Genomic DNA, 22788 nt, shown 5'->3' with positions numbered 1-22788 from the left:
TCCCTATATGGTGCGGAAAGAGGGATAAACACTTTTCAAATCATAGTGGAAAGGGGGTGAGATTGATGAAACCGTCTGACTTCCAGAAAACAGTTCAATGTCGATTTGAAAGTTGTTTGAAGAAAGTTGTCCGTCATATTGTAAAGGACTACCAACAAGGATTGAAACGACGAAAAGATAAAGAAATTCCATTCTGTGAACTTCCAGAAATTTTCGTTGAAAATTTTGCTGTGTGGGATGACTACGAAACAGATTATACAATCTTTTCAGTATGTGGCATTGATATTCGTGTCCTTGATGATGAGCTGGCAGAAGCCTTGAAAAAACTTCCAGAAAGAAAGAGAAATACTCTGTTAATGTATTACTTCTTGGAAATGACAGAAAGTGAAATTGCCAACTTACAAAAGATTACGCAAAGCGGTGTATTTAGAAACCGACATCATGCTTTGGAAACTATGAAAAAAATACTAAAGGAGAAGCAGTAAAATGAAGCAAACATTTAAGAAGCCGTCCTACTATTTGCTTTCGCAAGCAATGGACGGGGACGAAAAAGCGATTGAAAAAATACTGGCATTTTATGACCCGTACATATCAAAGTGCTGTTTGCGCCCACTCTATGATGAATACGGCAATGTCTATATTGTTGTAGATATGGAGTTAAAGGGACTTATCCGAGAAGCACTTATCAAAATGATTTTAGGGTTTGATATTGCCTTAGAAATCGAAGAAGAATAAGCAGTTTTTAGCAGAGCATGGTTTAATGTCCCCCTCTTTCCTGCTCTGCCCTGCTTTTACATGAAAGCAACACGCTTTCGCCACAGCTCTTTGACAACTGAATAAAGCAGACAGATACGTTTGTGAGATAGCGAGCCACGGGGACTGTACGCCACGACCTTTCCAAAAGAAAGCGAGCGACTCACGCAGTGATCCGAGAGCGACTGTTGGAAAAGTCGTTTTGCCATGACCTATCCTCACAGAATAATGATACGTCCGCATGGTGCGGTTCTGCCCACAAGAATGGGAATAGTTGAGATACTAATGGAGCTTTCCAAAGCCGTCTGTCTGCTTGTAAAAAAACAACACACAGTAAAGGGGGTGCATAGATTATGAACAATACTGATGTGCCTATCTGGGAAAAATATACGCTGACGATTGAAGAAGCGTCTAAATACTTCCGCATTGGCGAAAAAAAATTGCGTAAATTAGCCGAAAAAAATATTGACGCTGGCTGGGTTATCGTGAACGGTAATCGTATTCAGATTAAGCGAAAACAATTTGAAAAAATCATAGATACATTGGACGAAATCTAATGTCATTGAGCCGTAGATATGGTATAATAAAGTATAGCGTATCACGGCTCATTCCATGACGGAAAGGAGCTTTACACTATGTCTAATGTAAAACGAAAAGACAGTAAAAATCGCAATTTGCGTAATGGAGAGAGCCAGCGAAAAGACGGAAGATACGTTTATAAATATACCGATATATACGGAAAGCCACAATTTATCTATTCTTGGAAACTTGTACCGACAGACAAGACACCTGCTGGAAAGCGTGATGATATTTCATTGAGGGAAAAAGAAGCACAGATAAAAAAAGACCTTAACGACAGTATCGACACAGTCGGCGGTAAAATGACAGTCTGCCAGCTTTACGAGAAAAAGAACAGCCAAAGAAAGAACATCAAGAGGGCTACCGAAAAGGGACGACAGTATCTTATGAACGCTCTGAAAAATGACCCATTGGGTATGAGGGCGATTGATACTGTTAAGCAGTCGGACGCTAAAGAATGGGCTATCAGAATGAGTGAAAAAGGATATGCCTATAAAACAATTGATAACTATAAGCGTTCCTTGAAAGCGTCATTTTACATGGCGATACAAGACGACTGTATCAGAAAGAACCCATTTGAATTTAAGCTAAGTGATGTTCTGGAAGATGATACGGAGCAGAAAGTTATCCTTACACCAGAGCAGGAAGAACGCCTGCTTGCCTTTATGGAAAAGGATAAGATTTACAGCAAGTATTATGATGAGGTTGTGCTTCTGTTGGAAACGGGACTTCGTATTTCTGAATTTTGCGGACTGACGACGCATATTGATATGCAGAACAAAATACTCAATATAGACCACCAGTTATTGAAAGACAGCGAAATCGGCTACTATATTGAAACTCCAAAAACCAAAAACGGAAAACGGGAACTTCCATTGACAGAACGGGCTTATCAAGCAATCCAAAGAATACTAAAGAACAGAGGAAAGGCACAACCGCTGATTGTAGGTGGTTACAGCAATTTCCTATTCTTAAACCGTGAGGGCTTGCCTAAGGTTGCAGGAAACTATGAGGGTATGGTGCGAGGGCTGATTAAGAAGTATAACAAATATCACACGGACAAGTTACCGAACATCACACCACATTCATTCCGACATACTTATTGTACAAATATGGCAAACAGAGGAATGAACCCAAACACCCTGCAATATCTCATGGGACACGCCAACATAACCATGACACTTGGCTATTACGCACACGGTACATTTCAATCTGCAAAAGCAGAACTGGAAAGACTGGCTTGTTAATATCGGAGCGTATATTTACTACTCATTTACTACTTTTGGTTGCATTTTCATGCTGGTAAATGCCAGCTTATGCAAGGTATCTTCCGAAAAGAAAATACCGATAAAGCCCTAAAATACGGGATATATCGGCATTTACCAACTTATGAAAAGATAATCAGAAATTTAGTAAGTTTTTGATTTAAATAATCTAAAAACTGTAAATGATACAATGGGACATTCCGCAGGAGATCAGTTGATATTGAATTTCGCAAAGCTTTTGTGCAGTGTCATTCCAGAAAAGGATTTTGTTGGAAGATATGGCGGAGATGAGTTTATAGCAGTTATTTATCATACGAGCGAGGCGGAAATTAAGGAGATATTAAAATCATTGTCAAGAGAAAAAGAGAGATTAAATAGTTGTGAAAATCAATTACCAATCGACTATGCATGCGGATGGGCATTATCCTCCGATGATATGGCGTGTACAATGCAGATGTTATTGGATGATGCAGATGCTTATATGTATAAGAATAAACAGTTATGTAAGAAATATAATTAGCGCTCAGCTCAGAGTAGATGAATCTTCTTAAATATAATCGATGTATGTGACGTTTGCGGATGGGAATATGATGAAGAGGAAGGTTATCCTGAAGGTGGTATTGCACCAGGAACAAAGTGGGAGGACGTTCCAGAAGATTTTGAATGCCCATTATGTAATGTTGGAAAAGATCAGTTTTCAGAAGTTGAATAAAATTCTGATTATTTAAATACGGATAGATAAACAAAAACCCTGGTGCGTGTGAGCAACAGGGTTTTTTATTGCGATAGTTTGTGATGATATCACAGAAAATGATTTACCTTTTGCTTATAATGTAACTACAAACAAAGTAAGGAGGTAGTCTAAATGAGATTAAAAGATAAAGTTGCAATCATTACGGGTGGAAGCCGTGGTATAGGATTTGCTACAGCTGATAAATTCTTGAAGGAAGGTGCTTCAGTTGTATTGGCAGCAAGTTCACAGGAATCGGCAGATGTTGCTGTAGATAAATTAAAAGAAAAATATCCCAATGCAATAGTTGCTGGAATTAGTCCAAATCTGGCAAGCATGGAGTCTGTCAGAAAGGCTTTTAAAGAGGCAACTGAAAAATATGGATGTGTCGACATACTGGTAAATAATGCAGGGATTTCAGAAAACACCTCTTTTATGGATTATACAGAGGAGACTTTTGATAAAGTCATGGATCTAAATGTAAAAGGAGTATTTAATACTACTCGTGTAGCAGCAGAATGTATGGTGGCAAGAGGCAAGGGGGTCATTCTCTCAACTTCTTCCATGGTGAGTATTTCGGGACAGCCAAGTGGGTTTGCTTATCCGGCATCGAAGTTTGCAGTAAACGGATTGACTGTATCATTAGCAAGAGAACTAGGACCTAAAGGTATTCGTGTTAATGCTGTTGCACCTGGAATTACAGAAACTGATATGATGAAGGCCGTGCCAAAGGAAGTTATCGAACCTATGATTGAAAGAATTCCATTGCGTCGTCTTGGACAGCCAGAAGATATTGCCAATGCGTTTGTGTTTCTTGCTTCAGATGAGGCGAGTTACATTACAGGTGTTATATTAAGTGTAGATGGTATGGCAAGAAGTTAAGTTAATGAGGTATGGTGATGTAATCACGGAAAATAAATGAAATTAAGACTATAATAAATCTACAAAAAGAAAAAGATAAGGAGGACTGTAAAATGTCTGCTATTAATATCAATAAAAATAATTTTCAGAACGAAGTACTGAATTCCGATAAACCCGTTCTTTTAGATTTTTGGGCATCTTGGTGTGCGCCTTGCCGCATGGTAGTACCTATTGTAGAGGAGATTGCAAGTGAGCGTAGAGATATTAAAGTTGGAAAGATTAATGTAGATGAAGAGCCTGAACTGGCAAATAAGTTCAGTATTATGAGCATTCCGACTTTAGTGGTTATGAAGAATGGGAAGATTGTACAGCAGGTTTCAGGGGCGAGACCTAAGAATGCGATTTTAGAAATGCTTTAGGGAGGTGTGCTAATGGGATTTTTTGATCTCTTTAAACAGTCGAATATTAATCAAGGCATAGAAGAATATAAAAGGACTGATGATGCAGTTCTGCTGGATGTACGTACACCGCAGGAATATCAGGAAGGACATATACCAGAAAGTAAAAATGTGCCGTTGCAGCAACTTGACAATATTGCTTCTGTAGCGAAGAATAAGGATATCCCACTGTTTGTATACTGTTATTCCGGTTCACGAAGCCGCCAGGCAACTGGGATACTGCAACGAATGGGATATTCTAAAGTAAATAATATCGGTGGCATTGCAGCTTACTCAGGAAAGGTGGAAAAATAAGATGAAGGTAATAATTGTAGGAGGTGTAGCCGGAGGAGCTACAGCCGCAGCAAGAATACGCAGACTGAATGAACATGCTGAAATTACTGTGTTTGAAAGATCCGGATACATATCCTATGCAAATTGTGGACTTCCATATTATATTGGAGACGTGATCACAGACCCGGAAGAACTTACACTACAGACACCAGAGAGTTTTTTTAAACGCTTCCGTATTAACATGAAAATTCATCATGAAGTTATCTCCATACATCCGGAACGTAAAACGGTTTCAGTGAAAAATTTGGAGAATGGTGAGATATTTGAAGAAAAATATGATAAGCTGATCCTTTCTCCAGGTGCAAAGCCAACACAGCCGAGACTTCCCGGAGTAGGTATTGATAAACTTTTTACACTTCGTACTGTAGAAGACACTTTTCGGATAAAGGAATATATAAATAAGAATCATCCAAAATCGGCTGTATTGGCAGGTGGCGGTTTTATTGGTCTGGAACTGGCAGAAAATTTGAGGGAGCTTGGCATGGATGTTACGATTGTCCAGCGGCCTAAGCAGCTGATGAACCCTTTTGACCCGGATATGGCATCCATGATCCATAATGAAATGAGAAAGCATGGGATAAAACTGGTACTGGGCTATACAGTAGAAGGATTTAAAGAAAAAGACAACGGAGTGGAGGTCCTGTTGAAAGATAATCCATCCCTTCAGGCTGATATGGTAGTTCTGGCAATCGGAGTCACACCAGACACAGTATTAGCAAAAGAAGCCGGTCTGGAACTTGGCATCAAGGAAAGTATTGTAGTGAATGACAGAATGGAAACCTCTGTACCGGATATTTATGCTGCAGGTGATGCAGTTCAGGTGAAACATTATGTTACGGGTAATGATGCGCTGATTTCTTTGGCAGGACCAGCCAATAAACAGGGCAGAATCATTGCTGATAATATTTGTGGCGGTGATAGTCGTTACCTGGGCAGTCAGGGAAGCTCCGTTATAAAAGTGTTTGATATGACAGCCGCCACTACAGGTATCAATGAAACCAATGCCAAAAAGTCAGGATTAGAGGTAGATACAGTAATTCTTTCTCCTATGAGTCATGCCGGTTACTATCCTGGTGGAAAAGTGATGACCATGAAGGTGGTTTTTGAAAAAGAGACCTATCGTTTGCTTGGCGCTCAGATTATTGGATATGAAGGAGTTGATAAACGTATTGATGTGCTGGCAACAGCAATTCATGCAGGGCTGAAGGCAACCCAGCTGAAGGATTTGGATCTCGCATATGCACCGCCTTATTCCTCTGCCAAGGATCCTGTAAATATGGCAGGATTCATGATAGACAATATAGCAAAAGGTACTTTAAAACAATGGCATCTGGAAGATATGGATAAGATTTCTAGAGATAAAAGTGTTGTGTTGCTGGATGTGAGAACGGTAGGTGAATTTAACAGGGGGCATATGGATGGATTCAAAAACATTCCTGTAGATGAACTAAGGGAACGTATCAATGAAATTGAGAAGGGAAAGCCTGTTTACCTGATATGCCAGAGTGGGCTGCGAAGTTATATTGCAAGCCGTATTTTGGAAGGAAATGGATATGAAACATACAACTTTTCAGGTGGATTCCGCTTTTATGATGCAGTGGCTAATGACCATGCACTGATTGAAAGATCATATGCATGTGGTATGGATTATTAGAAATAAATAAAATATTTTTATAGTTTGATTGTAGTATAAAAAGATCCCCCATTTATTAGAATGACTTTCATAATTCTGATAAATGGAGGATTCTTTAGAGAAAAAAACGTTTTATGATCTTTGTAGTGTTTCCAGTCTTTTCGAATCAAGGATTGTTATTTTGCCGCGGGAGAGTTTGACGAGACCCTCGCCTTGAAAGTATCGAAGCATTCGAGTGATAACTTCCCTGTGGGAACCAAGATGATTAGCAATCGTCTCATGAGTGATTTTCAGCTCGTTTGTTCCTTCGATAGAGGTCTCTTCTAAAAGAAATGAAGCAACACGCTTATCCAAACTCTTCCACATGATTTGTTCAATCAGCCACATGACATCAGAAAAACGGGTGGCCATTAACTCATTAGTATAGTTTGCGACGGGAGCAGATTCCTTCATAATGCCCTTATAGATTTCAGCAGGGATGATCCAAAGATCAGTATCTTTTTCTGCTTCAATGGTTACTTCAAATTGAATGGAGCGTATGATACATGAGGCGGATAAAAGACACATATCCATATCGAACAGACGGTAAAGTGTAATCTCTCGTCCTTCATCTGAAAGTATGTAAGTTCGAAGCTGCCCGGATTTAACCAGTAATAATCCAGTACAATCCAGGTTTCCATTGTGAATGATTGTCCCTTTTTTTACATACTGTGTGATTAAATTGTCTGAAATTATTTTTTTCTGTGCTGTATTTAAGTCATTCCATAGTGGAAAACAATTTTCGAAGTTCATAACCGTTATCTCCTTTACGAACATAGTATACTTGCTTTTTTTAGATGCGTCAATTATATAACTGGCATATGCCATAAATAGAAATAAAAAGAAGTGTAATAAAGTAAATTATCTTTTCTGTGATATCATCACGGAAGCAAGCACTTATTTGGGGTATATTAAGTTCAAATAGGAGAAGGAGTTGAAAAATATGACATCTATAAATATAAATAAAGAAAAGTTTGGACAATTAATTCATAAGGAAAAACCGGTTTTGGTTGATTTCTGGGCACCTTGGTGTGGTTATTGCCGTAGAATTGGAGCGGCTTATGAAAAAATAAGTGAAGAATACAGCAATATTCTTATTGCTGGAAAAGTAAATATTGATGAAGAACCACAGATTGCAGAAGCTGAAAAGATTGAGATAATTCCTACGCTGGTTTTATATCGAGATGGAAAGGCAATAGATTCTATTGTTGCACCTGAATCAAAAATAATGATAGAGAATTTTATTAATGAAGCATTGGAAAAATAAAAGGAGGACTGCTGTATGAATGAAAATAATGTTTACGATATGATTATCGTGGGGGGAGGACCTGGAGGGTATACTTCAGCATTATACGCAGCCAGAGCAGGATTTGATACAATTGTTTTAGAAAAATTATCTGCAGGTGGTCAGATATCATTGACCTGGCAGATTGATAACTATCCTGGTTTTGAAAATGGAATTGACGGATTTTCATTGGCAGAGAAAATGCAAAAACAGGCGGAAAAATTTGGCGCTAAAAGTGAATATGCTGAAGTTTTTAATATGGATTTAACAGGAAAGCTTAAGAGAGTAGAAACTAGTTCGGGAATTTATATTGGGAAAACAGTAGTGATTGCTACTGGAGCAAATCCAAGAGAACTTGGTCTCGCTAAAGAAAAAGAATTGATAGGTCATGGGGTTGCTTATTGTGCCTCCTGTGATGGTATGTTTTATAAAGATAAGATCGTGGTGGTTGTTGGTGGTGGAAATTCTGCTGTATCAGATGCTGTTCTTTTAAGTCGAATTGCTAAGAAAGTCATCATTGTTCATCGAAGAGATACATTACGTGCAACGAAAATCTACCATGACCAGCTGATGAAAACTGAAAATATAGAGTTTCGATGGAACAATACAGTAAATGAACTGATTTATGGAGAACGATTGACTGGTGTGCGGTTGAAAGATACAGTTACAGGAGAAGAAAACATTATAGAATGTGACGGCCTGTTTGTGAGTATAGGAAGAAAACCGACAACAGATTTTTTAGATAATCAGATAGAACTGGATAATAAAGGATATATTGTGGCAGGTGAAAACACTGAAACGAGTATTCCGGGTGTTTATGCTGTAGGAGATGTCAGAACAAAGTTACTTCGTCAGATAGTAACAGCAGTGGCAGATGGTGCTATGGCAGTACATATGGCAGAAGAGTATGTGGAGAAATAATAATCAGAATTTGAATAGTGAACTTTTTATACTGAAATATGTACGATTTCAATAATGACATGAACTTATGGGAACGTATTGCGGATACTTTGTGAACTTTATCCTGATACAATGATTATGCTGATGAAAGAAGGCATAGATAACTGAATACAAGAAAGAGACGAAAGCCTCAGTAGTTAAGAAAAAACTACTGGGGCTTTTTTTCGTACCTGAATTTTTCAGCCAATAACTGCGGGCGTATCCCGACAGGATAAAGGCGGAGCAGGCATGATTCTAAACAGAGGTCCGCCTTCTGGATTTGAAACGAGCAACAAGATTTCAAATTCAGGAGGAACGGATATGTATATTCAACACCCATATTTTTATGAAGGAAAGTACTACGCAAATATTGATGGAGAAATGATCGAGATTACAAAATTGATTCTGAAACGGTCAAAAAGGGCTTTACTACACCAATTTTACACCAAACACATACCAAGATGTAAGAAGATATAAGAAAATACATAGAGTTATGAAATAGAATAGAAATATCTCATAGTGATAAATATCTCCAAAAATCCAGTAAAAACATATAATTTTTATAATTTCAACAAAATTTCACAAAAAAATGTAAATACCACTTGTGTTTTTGAATAATATGCACTATAATATCATATTTACGATTTTATCCCGTAAAATCAAGGGAAAACGGGTGTTAAACAGGTATAAATACACCAAATTTACACCACAGAATATAGCATTACATCTATAAACAATAAAAGAACATTTAAACATCTGAATAAGTCCATGTACTTTTGTAACAACAGGTACGTGGGCTTATTTTAGTGCTTAAAAATATTGTCAAAGAAATGATAATTTCATAGAACAAAAACAAGGAGGAAGAGACGATGAACAAAACAATATATGAAGCAGAATTTACCAAAATGGTACATGACAAAATGAGAGAAGCTAATAAATTCAAAGAATATGAGAGAATACCCAAAAATAGGATAGGTGGAGATTACTGGAACACTTACTGGACAATTCGTTATATGCTTCGCACGATAGAGGACATTTTGGCTAATGGAGATAAACTGGTATTATTAGGATACTTCACTGTAAAGCCTAAATTTTATAAGGAAAGAACAGCATGTCCTGGAATGGAAAGAACAGGAAAAAATGTGTATGAGATTCCAGAAAGATATAAGGCAAAGTTTAAATCTGGTACTGTGTTAAATCGTGCTTGCGAAGCGTATGGAGATTATCTCAAAGAAGAAGCAAATAATAAAGATGATGAATACGAAGAAGGAGAAGAAGAGTAATGAGATGTAAAGATTGTGAATATGTAAAATGCTATGCTGTCAATAAGAAGATGTATTATTGTGATAATAGAAATAGAGTAAATTTGATGGGTAAATTGGGCGAGGATAATTTGCCTGAGACAATTCCTGAGTGGTGTCCAATAGCTGACAGGACAATTGCTGATAATAATATGGATGAGAAAGGATTAGAGAAGTAATGGGAACAGGAGAATACCAAGTATGTGATAAATGTCATAAAGAAAAATCAATAGATGAATTTGATATATTAAAGTACAATGGTAAGCAATACCATATCCATACTTGTAAAAAGTGCAGATATGAGATCAGAAAAGCAAAGAAAAATGCTTTGAGTAACAATATAGATATTCTGATAAAAAGAAAATATAAGGAAATCAGACCAGAGAGGATTCTTGATCTGTCATTAACAAATATTGAATTTATTGAATATGATGAAATTTTTGTAAAGCTAATAGATTATAGAGATATATGGCTTTCCAATTATGGAAGAGTGATAAAGAAAAAAGATGATACATATGTATTAGCAAAACTTGGATATGACAGCAATGGTGCAGCCCGTTATGTCGCTTATAAGGATACATATGTAGATGGAAAATGGGTATACAAGAAAAGCACAATCTATATTGCTAAGATGGTTGTTCAAGAATTTGTGTTTAATGCAGATATGCGGAGCAATGTGTTTATCTGGCATAAGGAAATGAATAAAGATGACAATTATTATAAACATCTGTATCCTCTGAACAAAGAACAGTATCGTATTGTAAAGGCTCATTAGGTTCTTTCCGTGCTTAGTTGAATTTAACGTGAAAGAGTTCTCCGAATAGCACTTTCGCTTTCAATAATTCAAAACTGTTTCGCCCATACATTATTCGTTTTATAACTTTGATTTTATTTACACTGCCTTCTGCTAAGCCATTATTATACGAATATATAATTCCATTTTTTACAGCAGTTAAGTCCTTTTTTATGCCATTTATAAATGTTTGAAGTTCAGGGATATCGTATTTTTGTGCTTCATTGATCCATTCATCTAATTTTGCAGGATTATTAGAAAATAGGACATTACAAAACTCTTTGGTTAATGCATACAGCTGACTTAATAAAGGATATTTTTTTAATACTTCCTGATACTGTTTGGCTGTGATTGTACCGATATCCTCGAGTTTTTTATAAACCAACTGGCATAAGGATTTTCTTTGCACATATTCAGAATGCGGCTTCTCTGTTTCGTTCTGTTCATACATTCGTGTTCTTTCTTTTTGCATAAACATTCGTAACGAAGCTACACTGCCTGTATATCCCTTTTTACAAATAATATCATGTATTTTAGGGTAAGTTAATCCTTTGCTTCTGAGTTCTATTACTTCCCTTTCATATGGAGCTAATTTCCCTGGAATTCGAACATTATAGTGTCCATTCGTAATTGAAAAATCAGGATTTAAATAATTTTGTATGGTTTTATAGGGATGATGCATTAGAGTGGCAATCTGCTCAATGGGATATCCCGCCAAGGCCATCTGTCTTGCTTCTTCTATTTCCTGTTCTTTTTGTTTTACTGCCAGCTGATGTTGCCGTTCCCTGGCAATTTCCTTGCTTTTAGGAACTTGGTCTTCTGGAATAGCAAGATATTTTTGGATTGTTTTAGGCGAAGAATGTAGCAATAACGCTATATCCGATATGGTCAGTCCTTCCCTGCGTTTTTCATGGGCGAATTTTATACGCAATGACCGGTTTGCAGTGTTATATAATGCTTTCATTTCATCCGTAATGCTTTCTGTTAATGGTATTTCAACCCTTGCAGGAAACTCACGAAATATATATTTACAGATAACTTCCGAAAGTCCCTTTATCAAGTGAAAACGGTCACTAATCTGTATGACATCAGGATGAGAATTTGTAGCAGCGGATGCGTATGTAATGGCTCCATCCCTTGAAATAACTTCGATATTGTGAAACGTTTTCAACCAGTTGCAGACATCATTTGTGTCTCTTGACGGAATCATATCAATAATTCGATGATTCTCTAAATTTATCATAACTGTTCCATAAGAGAATCTTTTACGGAGCGCAAAATCATCCACACATATCATTTTTACAGAAGATTTATCCACAATGGATGGCATTTTTTTTAAGCAGATCGCAGATGCTGCTTTTACAAACTGTAATATTTTCACTTTTTAAAAGTTTAGAAGCATTCAACGAGCTTAGCTGGGATGATGTATATAAAATATTTTGGATTAACCGGTTCGTTTTTTTCGATTTAGCAGCCACAAATGGATGTTTCTCGGAAAAAGTTTTATGAGAACAGTCCAGATTCATACATCGCATTTTCCTGGTATCTACCAACAGAATGACCTTTTTTCCTTGCATAGGAAGATCTTGAATTTCTCTTTCATAAATAGAATGAACTTTAGATGTTTTTCTTCCACAAAACGGACATTCTAATTCAGCTATTGTTGATGCAATATGAAAAATCACTTTATCTTCTTTTATGCGATATTGTATTAATTCATAGGCTGGGTCAAGTAACTTAATAAATTCGTCCATATAAATATCCCTCTTGGTAAATATATTTTGAATGTATTATATAACTTTAACACATCAATTTCAACTAAGTGTGGAAAGAACCGCTCATTATATGGAAACAGGTGACGATTCAGAAGAGTTTATTGTTAAAGTAATGAATGATCGTAAATTTAAGCCTGATTATTGGAGTAAAGCATCTATGAAACCTACAATAGCAGGAAAGGGTTATCGTGGTGGAGTAGGTGTTGATGTTACTTCTCGTGTTTATAAACGATGGTGCGATATGCTACAAAGATGCTATAATGCTAAATTCCATGCAAGAAATCCTCAGTATATGAATTGCTATGTATGTGAAGAATGGTTGAATTTCCAAAACTTTAAAATATGGTATGAAGCATATGATTATGGAGAAGAGTCACAAGATTTGGATAAAGATATTCTGATAAAAGGTAATACTATGTATAGTCCAGAAACATGTTGCCTTACACCACATATAATTAATACGCTAATTATTAACGGTACAAGAGCAAGAGGCAATTATCCACTAGGAGTTTATTTTGACAATGAAAAGAATAAATTTCGTGCAAGTCTAGCAGTTAGTGGAGAACAGATTAAATTAGGATATTATGATACTCCAGAAGAAGCATTTGCCAGATATAAAAAGTACAAAGAAGATTTTATTCAAGACTTAGCGGAACAGTATAAAGAAGAAATTCCACATAAACTATATGATGCATTGATGAATTGGAAGATTGAAATTACAGATTAAGATAATTATAGGCATATCAGGGAGTACAATCCTTGGTATGCCTATTTTTTTACGTTTTATATGGCTGCTGCTGAGTGGTACTCTTTAATGTAAAACTACCGTCCCTATAAACACGTATCTTAAATTTTAAGAACGAATAATATACACACAAGAAAAAAAATCTTCATATGGTACATAAAAATTCATTATAAAGCGAAATACAAGCTTTGAGAAGTATTCTGAGAACATGATATATTATCATAAAGGTTGATCTTCATCAGAAGGAACATAGACACAAATATCCTGTATTTGACAGTGCAGAATACGGCACAAGTCATTAACTGTCTTCATAGAAATGTCTTGATTATGTTTAAGACGATGCAAAGTACTATGAGACATATGATGCTTGCTTGTCAAAGTATACCAGTTTTCATTTGTTTTCTTTAATGTTTCCCAGAATGGGCTGTAATCTATCATGGCTGTTCCTTCAATGATATTTGATATTATTACCATAAAATAGATTCTTATACTTGAATATCTTCGTAATAACGAATATAATGTAAGTATTACAGAAATGTGATAGTAAGTACAAAATGTCGAACAAATTTGACAAAAAGAATTGCATATTACATATAGCAGTAGTATAATCAAATTGTGAATTTTATGTGAAATGTTTATACAATCAAATACGGCATAGCCAGAGAAATCTGGTGACGCAAAACTACAGGGTCTAAGCGAATGTATGACAGCCAGTTGTAATTATGATAATTAAGGCATTGCTTCAAGTGTGATTGGGGCATTGCTTTTTTTTAAAGAAACAGAGAAAAGAGGATGAAAGAATGAAGAAGAAAGTGTTAGCTTTTCTGCTTGCAAGTACGATGGTTATAGAACCATTTAGTGTGGCAAGTGCAGCGGATTTTTCTGACGGTATGGGACAGGATACTGTACAGTTCAGTGATGATGCGGAAGATGTTCCAGAAGTAGAGAATAATGAGGTGGATCAGTTTGGTACGGATGCTGTTGGTGAGGGAGAAGAATCAACAGAAACTCATGTACAAATTGGTGATAAAGTCTGGGTTGATTTTGATAATGATAATGGAATAGCTACTATTTCAGGTGAGGGTTCTACATGGGATTATTTTTTAGATGGAACTGCTGTACCAGATAGTAGTATAATAAACCCATTCGTAGAAAAAAAGTTCAACAAAGTTATTATAAAAAATGGTGTTACACGTATTGGGGATTACTTATTCCATGCTTCAAGACATGATTACGAAGACGATCCTTGGGATGCACGTAATACAGAAATTACTGAATTAGAAATTGCAGATACTGTTACAGAAATTGGTAAATATTCATTTTATAAAGTTACAGGGTTATCTACTTTGAATTTTCCAAATTCTTTGCAAAAAATTGGAAGCGGTGCTTTTGGCTCAATTTCTTCATTAAAGGATATCCAATTGAATAATGGATTAAAACAGATAGGATATGCTGCATTTGGTGCAACTGATATTAGTGAGGTGGAATTACCTCAAACTGTAACGGAATTAGGGGAGTATATTTTTTCTGGGTGTGAATCTTTAAGGGAAATTTCAGGCTTTGAGAATTTAACAATTATTCCTGATGGATTGTTTAAAGGTACAGCGATTGATGATTATAATTTTAGTAAGATTACTGAAATTGGTGCTCACTCATTTGAAAATACAAATATTAAAAAACTTGATTTTACATCTTCAAATAATCTGGGAAAAATCGGGGTTGGAGCTTTTGAAGCTTGTACAATGCTGAAAGATGTAGTGCTGTCTGATTCTATAGAGGAAATCGGAGCGAAAGCTTTTTCTCAAACTGTAATAAAAAGTATAGTGCTGCCGAATTCTATTAAAGCTTTAGGAGAAGAGGCATTTTATGATTGTAAGCAATTAGAAAGTGTGCAGTTATCAAATCAAGAATTATTTTTGGGTTCAACGTTTAAAGGTTGTATACAATTGAAAAGTATTATAATTCCAGAAAAGATAAAAATGCTTGATAGAACATTTTCTGGATGTAAGCGTCTAAGTACAGTGACCTTTAATGGAGCAAAAACAAAATTATCTCCTCAATTTACTGAAAGTAATCCATTTGGTGGATGTGCCAGTTTAAGTTATATTTCTGGTTTTGACTGTTCATATGCGAACAAATTTGCTGAAAAGTATCAAGTTAAGTTTGTTTCGTTGGGAAAGGGCAGTCATCAGTTTACAGCAGAAAAAGTTCAGATTAAAGAACCAACTTGTACAGAAAAAGGCAGTAAAGCATATAGATGTGAAATCTGTGGAGAGATTCAAGATGAAGAAGAAATTCCTGCATATGGTCATAAGTGGGATAATGGAGTAATAACAAAAGAAGCAACTGAAAAAGAAGACGGTGTAAGAACTTATACTTGCAGGCGATGCAATGAGACAAAAACAGAAATTATTCCTAAATTGTCTGCAATAAATTTACAAATTTCTCAAGAAGAACAATATTGGAATGGACATTACCAATATTCGTTTTATTGTATATCTGACAAAGATATTACATATTACGTAGAATGTGTAAAAAAAGATAGTGGTCAACCTGTATATGATGACACAAAACAAGATGGAAAGATTAAAGAAAACGGTGGAAGATGGATAAATGTAGATATTACAGATGAAGATGCTGTGGACATTTACATTTTTGCGACTAATACAAATGGTGACTATGTATATAAGAAAGTAACACCAAATTATGATAATCGTCCTCAGAAACCTGCAATAAAAGTTGGCGATAACGCAACGGCAATAATAGATGGAGATACGATAACAATCACAGGTACTGGGGAAACATATGGTGCTGCTATTGATTGGGATGATATACTGAATAGAAGCAATATAAAACATATCGTTGTAGAAGATGGAATTATATCTATAGGACAAGAATTATTTTGTAATTTTAAAAATATAAAAACAGTTATATTGCCAAATTCTTTAAAGAGGATTGATACATGGGCATTTACTTATTGTCAATCGTTAGAAAGTATAGTTATTCCAGAAGGCGTTACAGAAATGGGAGTTGATGTTTTCGATGGATGTTCTGGACTGAAAAGTATTTCATTACCTTCTACATTGCGAATAGTACCATGTTTAGGTGAGCTAAATGGTTCAGATATAAGCGGTTTACCAGTAGAAAATATTACATTAAATAATGGTATTGAAACTATTGGTGAACGTGCATTTCAGGATATGAACAATTTAAAAACTATTATAATTCCAGACTCAGTTACATTTATAGAAGATAATGCATTTAATAATTGCTCTGTATTAACAAATCTGGTTTTGCCAGATTCAATAACAACAATAGGAAATGCCGCATTTTCTGGTTGCACATCTTTGGAAAAAATCGTATTACCAAGTAAACTTACATCGCTAGGAAATGTTGCATTTGGAGGTTGTAACGCCGAAATTATATTCCCATCAAGTTTGAAGAGTATTCCTGAGTTAGGAAGTAATGCGGTTAAGAAAGTTACAATTCCTGAAGGAGTAGAAACGATAGGCTACCAGGCTTTTTGCAGTTGCAGTAATTTAACAGAAATCACATTACCATCTACAATTACAAGCATAGAAAGTGAAGCATTTGAAGGTACAGGTATTACTTCATTTAATTATCCGCAAAATATAACCAACATACCCAATGGTGCTTTTGCAAATACGAATTTGACAGAATTTTCAGTGCCAGAAAAAGTTACAGAAATTGACGATAATGCATTTTATAATTGCTATGATTTAACAAAAATCTCTATTCCAAAATCGGTTACTTACATTGGTTCAGATGTGTTTAAATATTGCCGTAATCTTACCATCTATGGCTATAAGGACACTGCTGCGGAATCATATGCGAAAGCAAATAACATTAAATTTGTATCAGCAGATTACAAGGTAATATTCAAGGATAATGGACGTACTCAGAAAACAGAATATGTAACAAAGGGACAGAATGCAACACCACCAACATTATCAGCAAAAGATGGCTACACACTTTCATGGGATGCTGACTATACCAATATCCAAGAAGATATGGTAATCAATGCAGTATGGACAAAGAAGGACAGTGGTAACGGTGGCGGTAATACCACAATCATCGTAAGTCCATCAGAAACAAATAAATACACCGTAACATTTAAAGATCGTGGCAAGATTGTTAAGACAGAAAAGGTAAAATCTGGTGATGCAGCAGAGTACCCATATATCAATAGAAATGGATATGAATTATCATGGGACAAGGATTTCTCAAAAGTTACCGCAGATATTACAGTCAATGCAGTTTGGACAGTAATCAAGCCTAATAAGGTTACAAGTTTAACAGCAGAAGTCCAGAAGAACTCTATTGATCTGTCATGGGATAGAGCAGAGAACACAGATTATTATCTGGTATATCGTAAAGCTACATCAGACACAGAGTATAAGCAGATTAAAAAGACAACAAAGATTCTTTGGACAGATGAAGATGTAGAACCAGGAACAGAATATTCTTACAAGGTAGTGGGTGTTTGTTCTGTAGATGGCAAGAAATATCAGGGCGCAGATTCTGATATAGTTACTGCTAAGATTGGCACACCGCAGATTGGAAATGTATATTCTGTTGGGGATCTCAAGTACAAAGTCACAGGCGCAAAAGAAGTAAGTGTTATTGGTCTGGCAAAAGAAGAAGTAGAGATTAAGATTCCATCAGCAGTATCTATCAGTGGTAAAGCTTATAAAGTAACATCTGTTCAGGCAAAAGCTTTCTATCAGAATGAAGATATTGTAAGTATTGCAATTGGTAATAATGTAATTTATATCGGCAAATATGCATTCTATCAGTGTCCGAATCTGGAAACCGTTAAGTTTGGCAAGAGAGTATCAGTTATCAGCACATGTGCATTTACTCAGTGTTCAAATCTTGATAATGTGACATTACCATCAAGTATAAGAAGAATCGGTGCAAAAGCATTCTACCAGTGTACATCTATTAAAGTCTTAAAGATTAATGGTTCTGTTCTGGAATATGTTGGAAAGAAAGGTTTGGCAGTCAATAAGACAGTAACTTTGAGACATCCGAAGAAAGTGTATACTAAATATAAGAAGTTGATTAAGATAAGTGGTGTATATTCTAAGACAAAGTTTGTGAAGTTTTAATAAAGAAAGGGGAATAAACATATGAAGAAAGTCCGTAAATTTATGATGGTATTGGCAACTCTGGTGTTAATGTTTGGCTTGACGAATATTGGAGTGTCAAAAGTACAGGCAGCAAATCCATTTATACAGAAAAGTGCTACATACTATTTGTATGAAAATAAAATTACACATGGTGGCATTATCAGTATTTATGGTCAGGTTCCGAATGCTAAGATTACAAATTTGAAAAATTCCAATCCGAATGTTGTTAAACTTAACTTAAATCAAGAATATGGAATTATCGGGTACACGATTCTTAAAGAAGGTATTTCAAAAGTATCTTTCCGATATGCAGGAAAAACACTTACCCAAAAGATTACAGTGGTAAAATATGAAAATCCATGTCAATCATTTAAAGTAGGAAACACAAACTATACCAAATATTTTAAAAAATCAAGGCACTTCAACCATAATAATCAAAAGAAAGATATTACAGCTACTATAAAAGTAAGACCGAAAAAGGGATGGAAATTAACCAAAATAGAAGTACAGAATATGTATGATGGTACGAAGAAAGCTAGGAATAATTCAAAAATAAAATTGTCTATTAAAGGCACAGGAACAGGTGTACATGCATATTTCAAGAATATAAAAACAGGAATTGTAGAAGAACTATTTCTTGGATATGGTGGAGGAAACTTCCCAAATGAAAATATTTATGATTGAGTAATATGATTGCAGCAGTCGTTCGATAATTTCAAATTTTATCCGTATCGTGAAAATGGAATACATCCACCCCATACGGACACACGCCCCATCTACAGAAATGTAAACCACCCGGGGTATGTTTCCCATCTGTCCTGGTACTTCACACATTTCCAGAGCAGACAGCAGAGACAGCACAACACAGCAGGAGAACACACAACACAATAAACAATATTCCATCATGTGACTGCCAGAACACAAAAATCTTATAAGCTTCTGACCATCCCACCAGACAGCATAGAGAACTAGCAAAGCCCCCTATAGCTTGTGGAGATGGACAGAGAACACCAGACAGAAACAACAACGGATCACAGGAGAAGATACAAAAGTATAACCGTCCAGAGATGGACACGACAACACACAACACACTTAATATAAAAAGGCTAGGAGAATCACACACATAATTCTCTTAGCCTTAATTTTTTTCTGTACTGGATAGTATTACAGAAAATAATATGAAATAAATATCAGATAGCAAGAAACGCAATAGTACAATTAGAATAATACAACAGAATCACCAGACACAACACCAAACATAACAGCACCAGAAAACAAAAATCCTCACAGAGACAGCACAGAACATTCACAGCAATACAATAGAAAGCTATGCCCAGATAACAGACAGCAGGCACAGAGAAAGCGCACAGATACGGGATAGCAAGAGATAGCAACAGACAACAGCGGATAGCAAGTTGCTTTATGATCTGGCACACTGGCAGAGAATCATATAGACACTTGCTCAAGGTTCTGTCATTGCTCTGTCACTCATTTCCAATAGTAATATATACATTGAAACAACACATAGTGCAAATACGATATGTGACATTGTTAGCATATTATTTAGAAAGTATCGCATTCCTTATGCTCGCTACAGATATATTTGAAAGCGGATTATACACCGTTACATCAAGCAGAAACAGAGAGTAAACCTGATAACAATAGATCAGTAACTACGAAAATTGATTCTAAATCAAGTACAAAATCTAATCCAGATGATTATAGATTTATAAAAGATTCATATGTGAAACAATCTGATCCTGCAATGAATGGATTATCTCAGAGAATGGGAACACCTTCTCATACGGAATCTACTATAAAAAAGAAACCAGTAATAAAAGTAATTCCAAAGAATGATATAAAACTGTGTCCTGTATGCAAAATTGGAACTAAAAAGGAATCATTAATTGTTAATTATTTGGAAAATGAGAAGAACAAACGGAACTTGTTGACATCGTATCATTGTGAAGTATGTAAATCTTCCTATATTCCAGATTCTTTATATCGTACTTATACAGCGCATAAAGATAAGAACAATATAGATGTGGAATTTGTAATGAAACAGGCAGCACAGCAGTAAGATAACGGAAGGGAACTAAAACAGTCATCCGTATAACCATCCCCGTCCTTCACAGAATCAATTCTATGCTGAAATTCCTTATATATAACCTTAAATTTCCAACGAAAACCATCTACCCTAACAACTTTACCCTTAAAGCATTATCGTTGAAATTTGATGGTTATTTCATTAATATATTGTGAAGAAACGAGTATAAGCTGACTGCTGCTGTACCGATATTTATATAAAGAGGGAAAAGATATAATTCTTAAAATAATGCATAGTATTGACAATGCATTGCATAAGCTATATAATGATAATATAAATAGATTAGAAAGCAGGTGAATTTATGGCAAATGTATCAATTAGAATGGATGATAATTTAAAGAAACAAGCAGAAGATCTTTTCAATGATTTAGGTATGAATCTGACAACTGCATTCACAATTTTTGTAAAACAGGCAATCAGAGAACAGGGAATACCATTTGAGATTACCAGAGAAATACCAAACAGTGAAACAATATCAGCAATTAATGAAGTGCAGCAAATGAAACAGAATCCTTCTCTTGGAAAAGCATATACAGATGTGGACAAGATGATGGAGGAATTATTAGCATGAAATATACGGTTAAGCCGACCAGTAAGTTTCAAAAAGACTTAAAACGTATTCAGAAACGTGGATACGATATGAGATTAATGACTGATATCATCAAAAAATTGGCAAATGGTGAAATATTACCGCCGAAGAATCGAGATCATAATCTTTCAGGAAATTATAGTAATTGCAGAGAATGTCATATTGCTCCTGATTGGTTGTTGATTTATGAAGTCTATGAAGATGAACTATTCCTATATTTGACAAGAACTGGAAGTCATAGTGATTTGTTTTAATTAAAATAATAGGAATATAACAATATGAACGAATATTTTCCAACAGTAGTACAAGTGATACCATTGGATAACTTTCATGTACAGGTATTCTTTGATGATGGCAAGATTGTAGACTATGATGCTACAAAAGATTTGAAAGCAGAAATATTTAAGCCACTAAGAAATATTAATATATTTAAGGAAGCTTGTACCGTTATGAATGGTACTCTTGCATGGGATCTTTCTGGCAACAGAGATGAATCCAGTTGCATTGACATTGATCCGTTTACTGTATATGAGTTAGAATCCATTAATAATCTGATTGCTTGAATAATGTGATCACAATTTAATATGAGCAGCATGAAAGCCCTCGGGAGTTAATCCTGAGGGCTTTTGGTATGTTGAGAAGATTTCAATTGCTCTAATTCTTCTTGAAGTTGCTTTGCTTTTTCAAAATATTCATTAGATTCTTCTTCGTACTCTTTAGAGGATTCAATATAGTGCTTACAGTATTTATAGATTAAATCAAAATGAAAGCAAAGTTGATTGATGATATGAAGATATTGTTCTTCTGTTAATCCTTTTTGATGCGTAATATCATCATAAAAAACTCTATGATCTTTATCTGACAATTTTTTTTTGTAATTAACGAGCATAGGAAAAGGTTCTTGCCCCATATAAGTTTGGTGGAACAATAGAGCCATTACCACATATACATCCACATCTCCTGAGACATACATCATGCTCTCGTATGGCAGAAGCCGGAGTTGATCCAAGAACATTGCAGGATATCATGGGTCATGCTTCTATGAAAATGACGATGGAATTGTATAATCATGTTACAGATGAACGCTTGACAAACGAAATTCAGAAGCTAAATAATAGACGTATTTCGTAATGTAATAAGCTTACACCATTTTTAGATAAAAAATAGCTAGCTTACACCAAAATTAACAGTTCTGTAACAATAATCTTACACCAATTTGATTCTGAAACGGTCAAAAAGGGCTTTACTACACCAATTTTACACCAAACACATACCAAGATGTAAGAAGATATAAAAAAATACATAGAGTTATGAAATAGAATAGAAATATCTCATAGTGATAAATATCTCCAAAAACCCAGTAAAAACATATAATTTTTATAATTTCAACAAAATTTCACAAAAAAATGTAAATACCACTTGTGTTTTTGAATAATATGCACTATAATAT

27 protein-coding genes, 1 pseudogene and 1 riboswitch are annotated in these 22788 nt (G+C 35.3%); of the genes and pseudogenes, 23 read left to right on the top strand and 5 right to left on the bottom strand.

From position 1 onward, the window contains the following. Positions 1–65: 65 nt before the first annotated feature. From G4417_RS03325 to G4417_RS03280, 10 genes and pseudogenes are all read left to right on the top strand, one after another. Positions 66–485, top strand: a complete 420-nt coding sequence (locus G4417_RS03325) for an RNA polymerase sigma factor (RefSeq protein ID WP_044998991.1) — start codon at positions 66–68, stop codon at positions 483–485. 1 nt (position 486) lies between these two features. Then, on the top strand, positions 487–735 hold the full coding sequence (locus G4417_RS03320; protein ID WP_004613734.1) for a helix-turn-helix domain-containing protein: 249 nt from the start codon (positions 487–489) through the stop codon (positions 733–735). Between the two features lie 371 nt (positions 736–1106). After that, a complete protein-coding gene (locus G4417_RS03315) occupies positions 1107–1310 on the top strand; it encodes an excisionase (protein ID WP_173682633.1) in 204 nt (67 codons plus the stop codon). 78 nt (positions 1311–1388) lie between these two features. After that, positions 1389–2579, top strand: a complete 1191-nt coding sequence (locus tag G4417_RS03310) for a site-specific integrase (protein ID WP_006857094.1) — start codon at positions 1389–1391, stop codon at positions 2577–2579. Between the two features lie 169 nt (positions 2580–2748). After that, a pseudogene (locus tag G4417_RS03305) lies at positions 2749–3117 on the top strand (GGDEF domain-containing protein); the annotation flags it as partial. A 33-nt stretch (positions 3118–3150) separates the two neighbouring features. Beyond that, a complete protein-coding gene (locus G4417_RS03300; RefSeq protein ID WP_081017100.1) occupies positions 3151–3309 on the top strand; it encodes a rubredoxin in 159 nt (52 codons plus the stop codon). Positions 3310–3462: 153 nt separating this feature from the next. Then, positions 3463–4209, top strand: a complete 747-nt coding sequence (locus G4417_RS03295; protein ID WP_005421611.1) for an SDR family NAD(P)-dependent oxidoreductase — start codon at positions 3463–3465, stop codon at positions 4207–4209. A gap of 92 nt (positions 4210–4301) precedes the next feature. Further along, positions 4302–4607 carry a thioredoxin gene (gene trxA, locus G4417_RS03290; protein ID WP_005421612.1) on the top strand — a complete coding sequence of 102 codons (306 nt, stop codon included), beginning with the start codon at positions 4302–4304 and terminating at the stop codon, positions 4605–4607. Between the two features lie 12 nt (positions 4608–4619). Further along, positions 4620–4940, top strand: coding sequence for a rhodanese-like domain-containing protein (locus tag G4417_RS03285; protein WP_005421613.1), 321 nt, complete (start codon positions 4620–4622; stop codon positions 4938–4940). Between the two features lies 1 nt (position 4941). Beyond that, entirely contained in the window at positions 4942–6633 is a 1692-nt protein-coding gene (locus G4417_RS03280) for an FAD-dependent oxidoreductase (protein ID WP_173682632.1), read from the top strand. Positions 6634–6744: 111 nt separating this feature from the next. Here G4417_RS03280 and G4417_RS03275 read toward each other — a convergent pair whose 3' ends face one another. Further along, positions 6745–7428: a Crp/Fnr family transcriptional regulator gene (locus G4417_RS03275; protein WP_173682631.1), complete on the bottom strand. Its 684-nt coding sequence runs from the start codon at positions 7426–7428 to the stop codon at positions 6745–6747. A 166-nt stretch (positions 7429–7594) separates the two neighbouring features. Between G4417_RS03275 and G4417_RS16855 the strand changes: the two genes are divergently transcribed. From G4417_RS16855 to G4417_RS03255, 5 genes are all read left to right on the top strand, one after another. Next, positions 7595–7918 (top strand): thioredoxin family protein, encoded by a 324-nt coding sequence (locus G4417_RS16855; RefSeq protein WP_243872067.1) that lies wholly within the window; start codon positions 7595–7597, stop codon positions 7916–7918. 15 nt (positions 7919–7933) lie between these two features. Then, positions 7934–8857, top strand: coding sequence for a thioredoxin-disulfide reductase (trxB, locus tag G4417_RS03270; RefSeq protein ID WP_243872059.1), 924 nt, complete (start codon positions 7934–7936; stop codon positions 8855–8857). Between the two features lie 887 nt (positions 8858–9744). Beyond that, on the top strand, positions 9745–10158 hold the full coding sequence (locus G4417_RS03265) for an HU family DNA-binding protein (protein ID WP_173682630.1): 414 nt from the start codon (positions 9745–9747) through the stop codon (positions 10156–10158). Continuing rightward, positions 10158–10355 (top strand): hypothetical protein, encoded by a 198-nt coding sequence (locus G4417_RS03260; RefSeq protein WP_173682629.1) that lies wholly within the window; start codon positions 10158–10160, stop codon positions 10353–10355. Before G4417_RS03265 ends, G4417_RS03260 begins: the two co-directional genes overlap by 1 nt. Continuing rightward, positions 10355–10951: a hypothetical protein gene (locus G4417_RS03255; protein WP_173682628.1), complete on the top strand. Its 597-nt coding sequence runs from the start codon at positions 10355–10357 to the stop codon at positions 10949–10951. Before G4417_RS03260 ends, G4417_RS03255 begins: the two co-directional genes overlap by 1 nt. A 13-nt stretch (positions 10952–10964) precedes the next feature. Here G4417_RS03255 and G4417_RS03250 read toward each other — a convergent pair whose 3' ends face one another. Both G4417_RS03250 and G4417_RS16850 read right to left on the bottom strand, forming a co-directional pair. After that, entirely contained in the window at positions 10965–12287 is a 1323-nt protein-coding gene (locus tag G4417_RS03250; protein WP_330598687.1) for an ISL3 family transposase, read from the bottom strand. Then, positions 12280–12723: a transposase family protein gene (locus G4417_RS16850; RefSeq protein ID WP_243872058.1), complete on the bottom strand. Its 444-nt coding sequence runs from the start codon at positions 12721–12723 to the stop codon at positions 12280–12282. Before G4417_RS16850 ends, G4417_RS03250 begins: the two co-directional genes overlap by 8 nt. A gap of 91 nt (positions 12724–12814) precedes the next feature. Between G4417_RS16850 and G4417_RS03240 the strand changes: the two genes are divergently transcribed. After that, entirely contained in the window at positions 12815–13471 is a 657-nt protein-coding gene (locus G4417_RS03240) for a hypothetical protein (RefSeq protein WP_173682627.1), read from the top strand. A gap of 237 nt (positions 13472–13708) precedes the next feature. Here the strand turns inward: G4417_RS03240 and G4417_RS17450 are convergent, their stop codons facing one another. Beyond that, positions 13709–13927 carry a helix-turn-helix domain-containing protein gene (locus G4417_RS17450; RefSeq protein ID WP_082419112.1) on the bottom strand — a complete coding sequence of 73 codons (219 nt, stop codon included), beginning with the start codon at positions 13925–13927 and terminating at the stop codon, positions 13709–13711. Between the two features lie 203 nt (positions 13928–14130). Further along, positions 14131–14211: riboswitch (cyclic di-GMP riboswitch) on the top strand. Between the two features lie 78 nt (positions 14212–14289). On the opposite strand from G4417_RS17450, the gene G4417_RS03230 reads away from it, so the two are divergent. The 6 genes from G4417_RS03230 (at position 14290) to G4417_RS03205 (ending at position 21901) form a co-directional block, all read left to right on the top strand. Continuing rightward, positions 14290–18621, top strand: a complete 4332-nt coding sequence (locus tag G4417_RS03230) for a leucine-rich repeat protein (RefSeq protein WP_173682626.1) — start codon at positions 14290–14292, stop codon at positions 18619–18621. A 21-nt stretch (positions 18622–18642) separates the two neighbouring features. Then, entirely contained in the window at positions 18643–19326 is a 684-nt protein-coding gene (locus G4417_RS03225) for a hypothetical protein (protein ID WP_173682625.1), read from the top strand. Positions 19327–20245: 919 nt separating this feature from the next. Continuing rightward, positions 20246–20722 (top strand): hypothetical protein, encoded by a 477-nt coding sequence (locus tag G4417_RS03220; RefSeq protein ID WP_173682624.1) that lies wholly within the window; start codon positions 20246–20248, stop codon positions 20720–20722. A gap of 328 nt (positions 20723–21050) precedes the next feature. After that, positions 21051–21320, top strand: coding sequence for a type II toxin-antitoxin system RelB/DinJ family antitoxin (locus G4417_RS03215; protein WP_008703163.1), 270 nt, complete (start codon positions 21051–21053; stop codon positions 21318–21320). Further along, positions 21317–21592 (top strand): type II toxin-antitoxin system YafQ family toxin, encoded by a 276-nt coding sequence (locus G4417_RS03210; RefSeq protein WP_008703161.1) that lies wholly within the window; start codon positions 21317–21319, stop codon positions 21590–21592. Before G4417_RS03215 ends, G4417_RS03210 begins: the two co-directional genes overlap by 4 nt. A gap of 24 nt (positions 21593–21616) precedes the next feature. After that, positions 21617–21901 (top strand): DUF2442 domain-containing protein, encoded by a 285-nt coding sequence (locus G4417_RS03205; protein ID WP_173682623.1) that lies wholly within the window; start codon positions 21617–21619, stop codon positions 21899–21901. Between the two features lie 47 nt (positions 21902–21948). Here the strand turns inward: G4417_RS03205 and G4417_RS03200 are convergent, their stop codons facing one another. Further along, complete coding sequence (locus tag G4417_RS03200; protein ID WP_173717661.1) at positions 21949–22314, bottom strand: hypothetical protein; 366 nt, start codon at positions 22312–22314, stop codon at positions 21949–21951. 8 nt (positions 22315–22322) lie between these two features. On the opposite strand from G4417_RS03200, the gene G4417_RS17690 reads away from it, so the two are divergent. Beyond that, positions 22323–22469, top strand: coding sequence for a tyrosine-type recombinase/integrase (locus G4417_RS17690; protein WP_420314185.1), 147 nt, complete (start codon positions 22323–22325; stop codon positions 22467–22469). The last annotated feature ends 319 nt before the right edge of the window (positions 22470–22788 follow it).

Origin of the sequence: Blautia wexlerae (assembly GCF_013300825.1) — a bacterium.
Taxonomy (GTDB): Bacteria; Bacillota; Clostridia; order Lachnospirales; family Lachnospiraceae; genus Blautia_A; species Blautia_A wexlerae_B.
The sequence above is the reverse complement of the archived record's forward strand: the minus strand, read 5'-3'. Positions and strand labels throughout refer to the sequence as shown.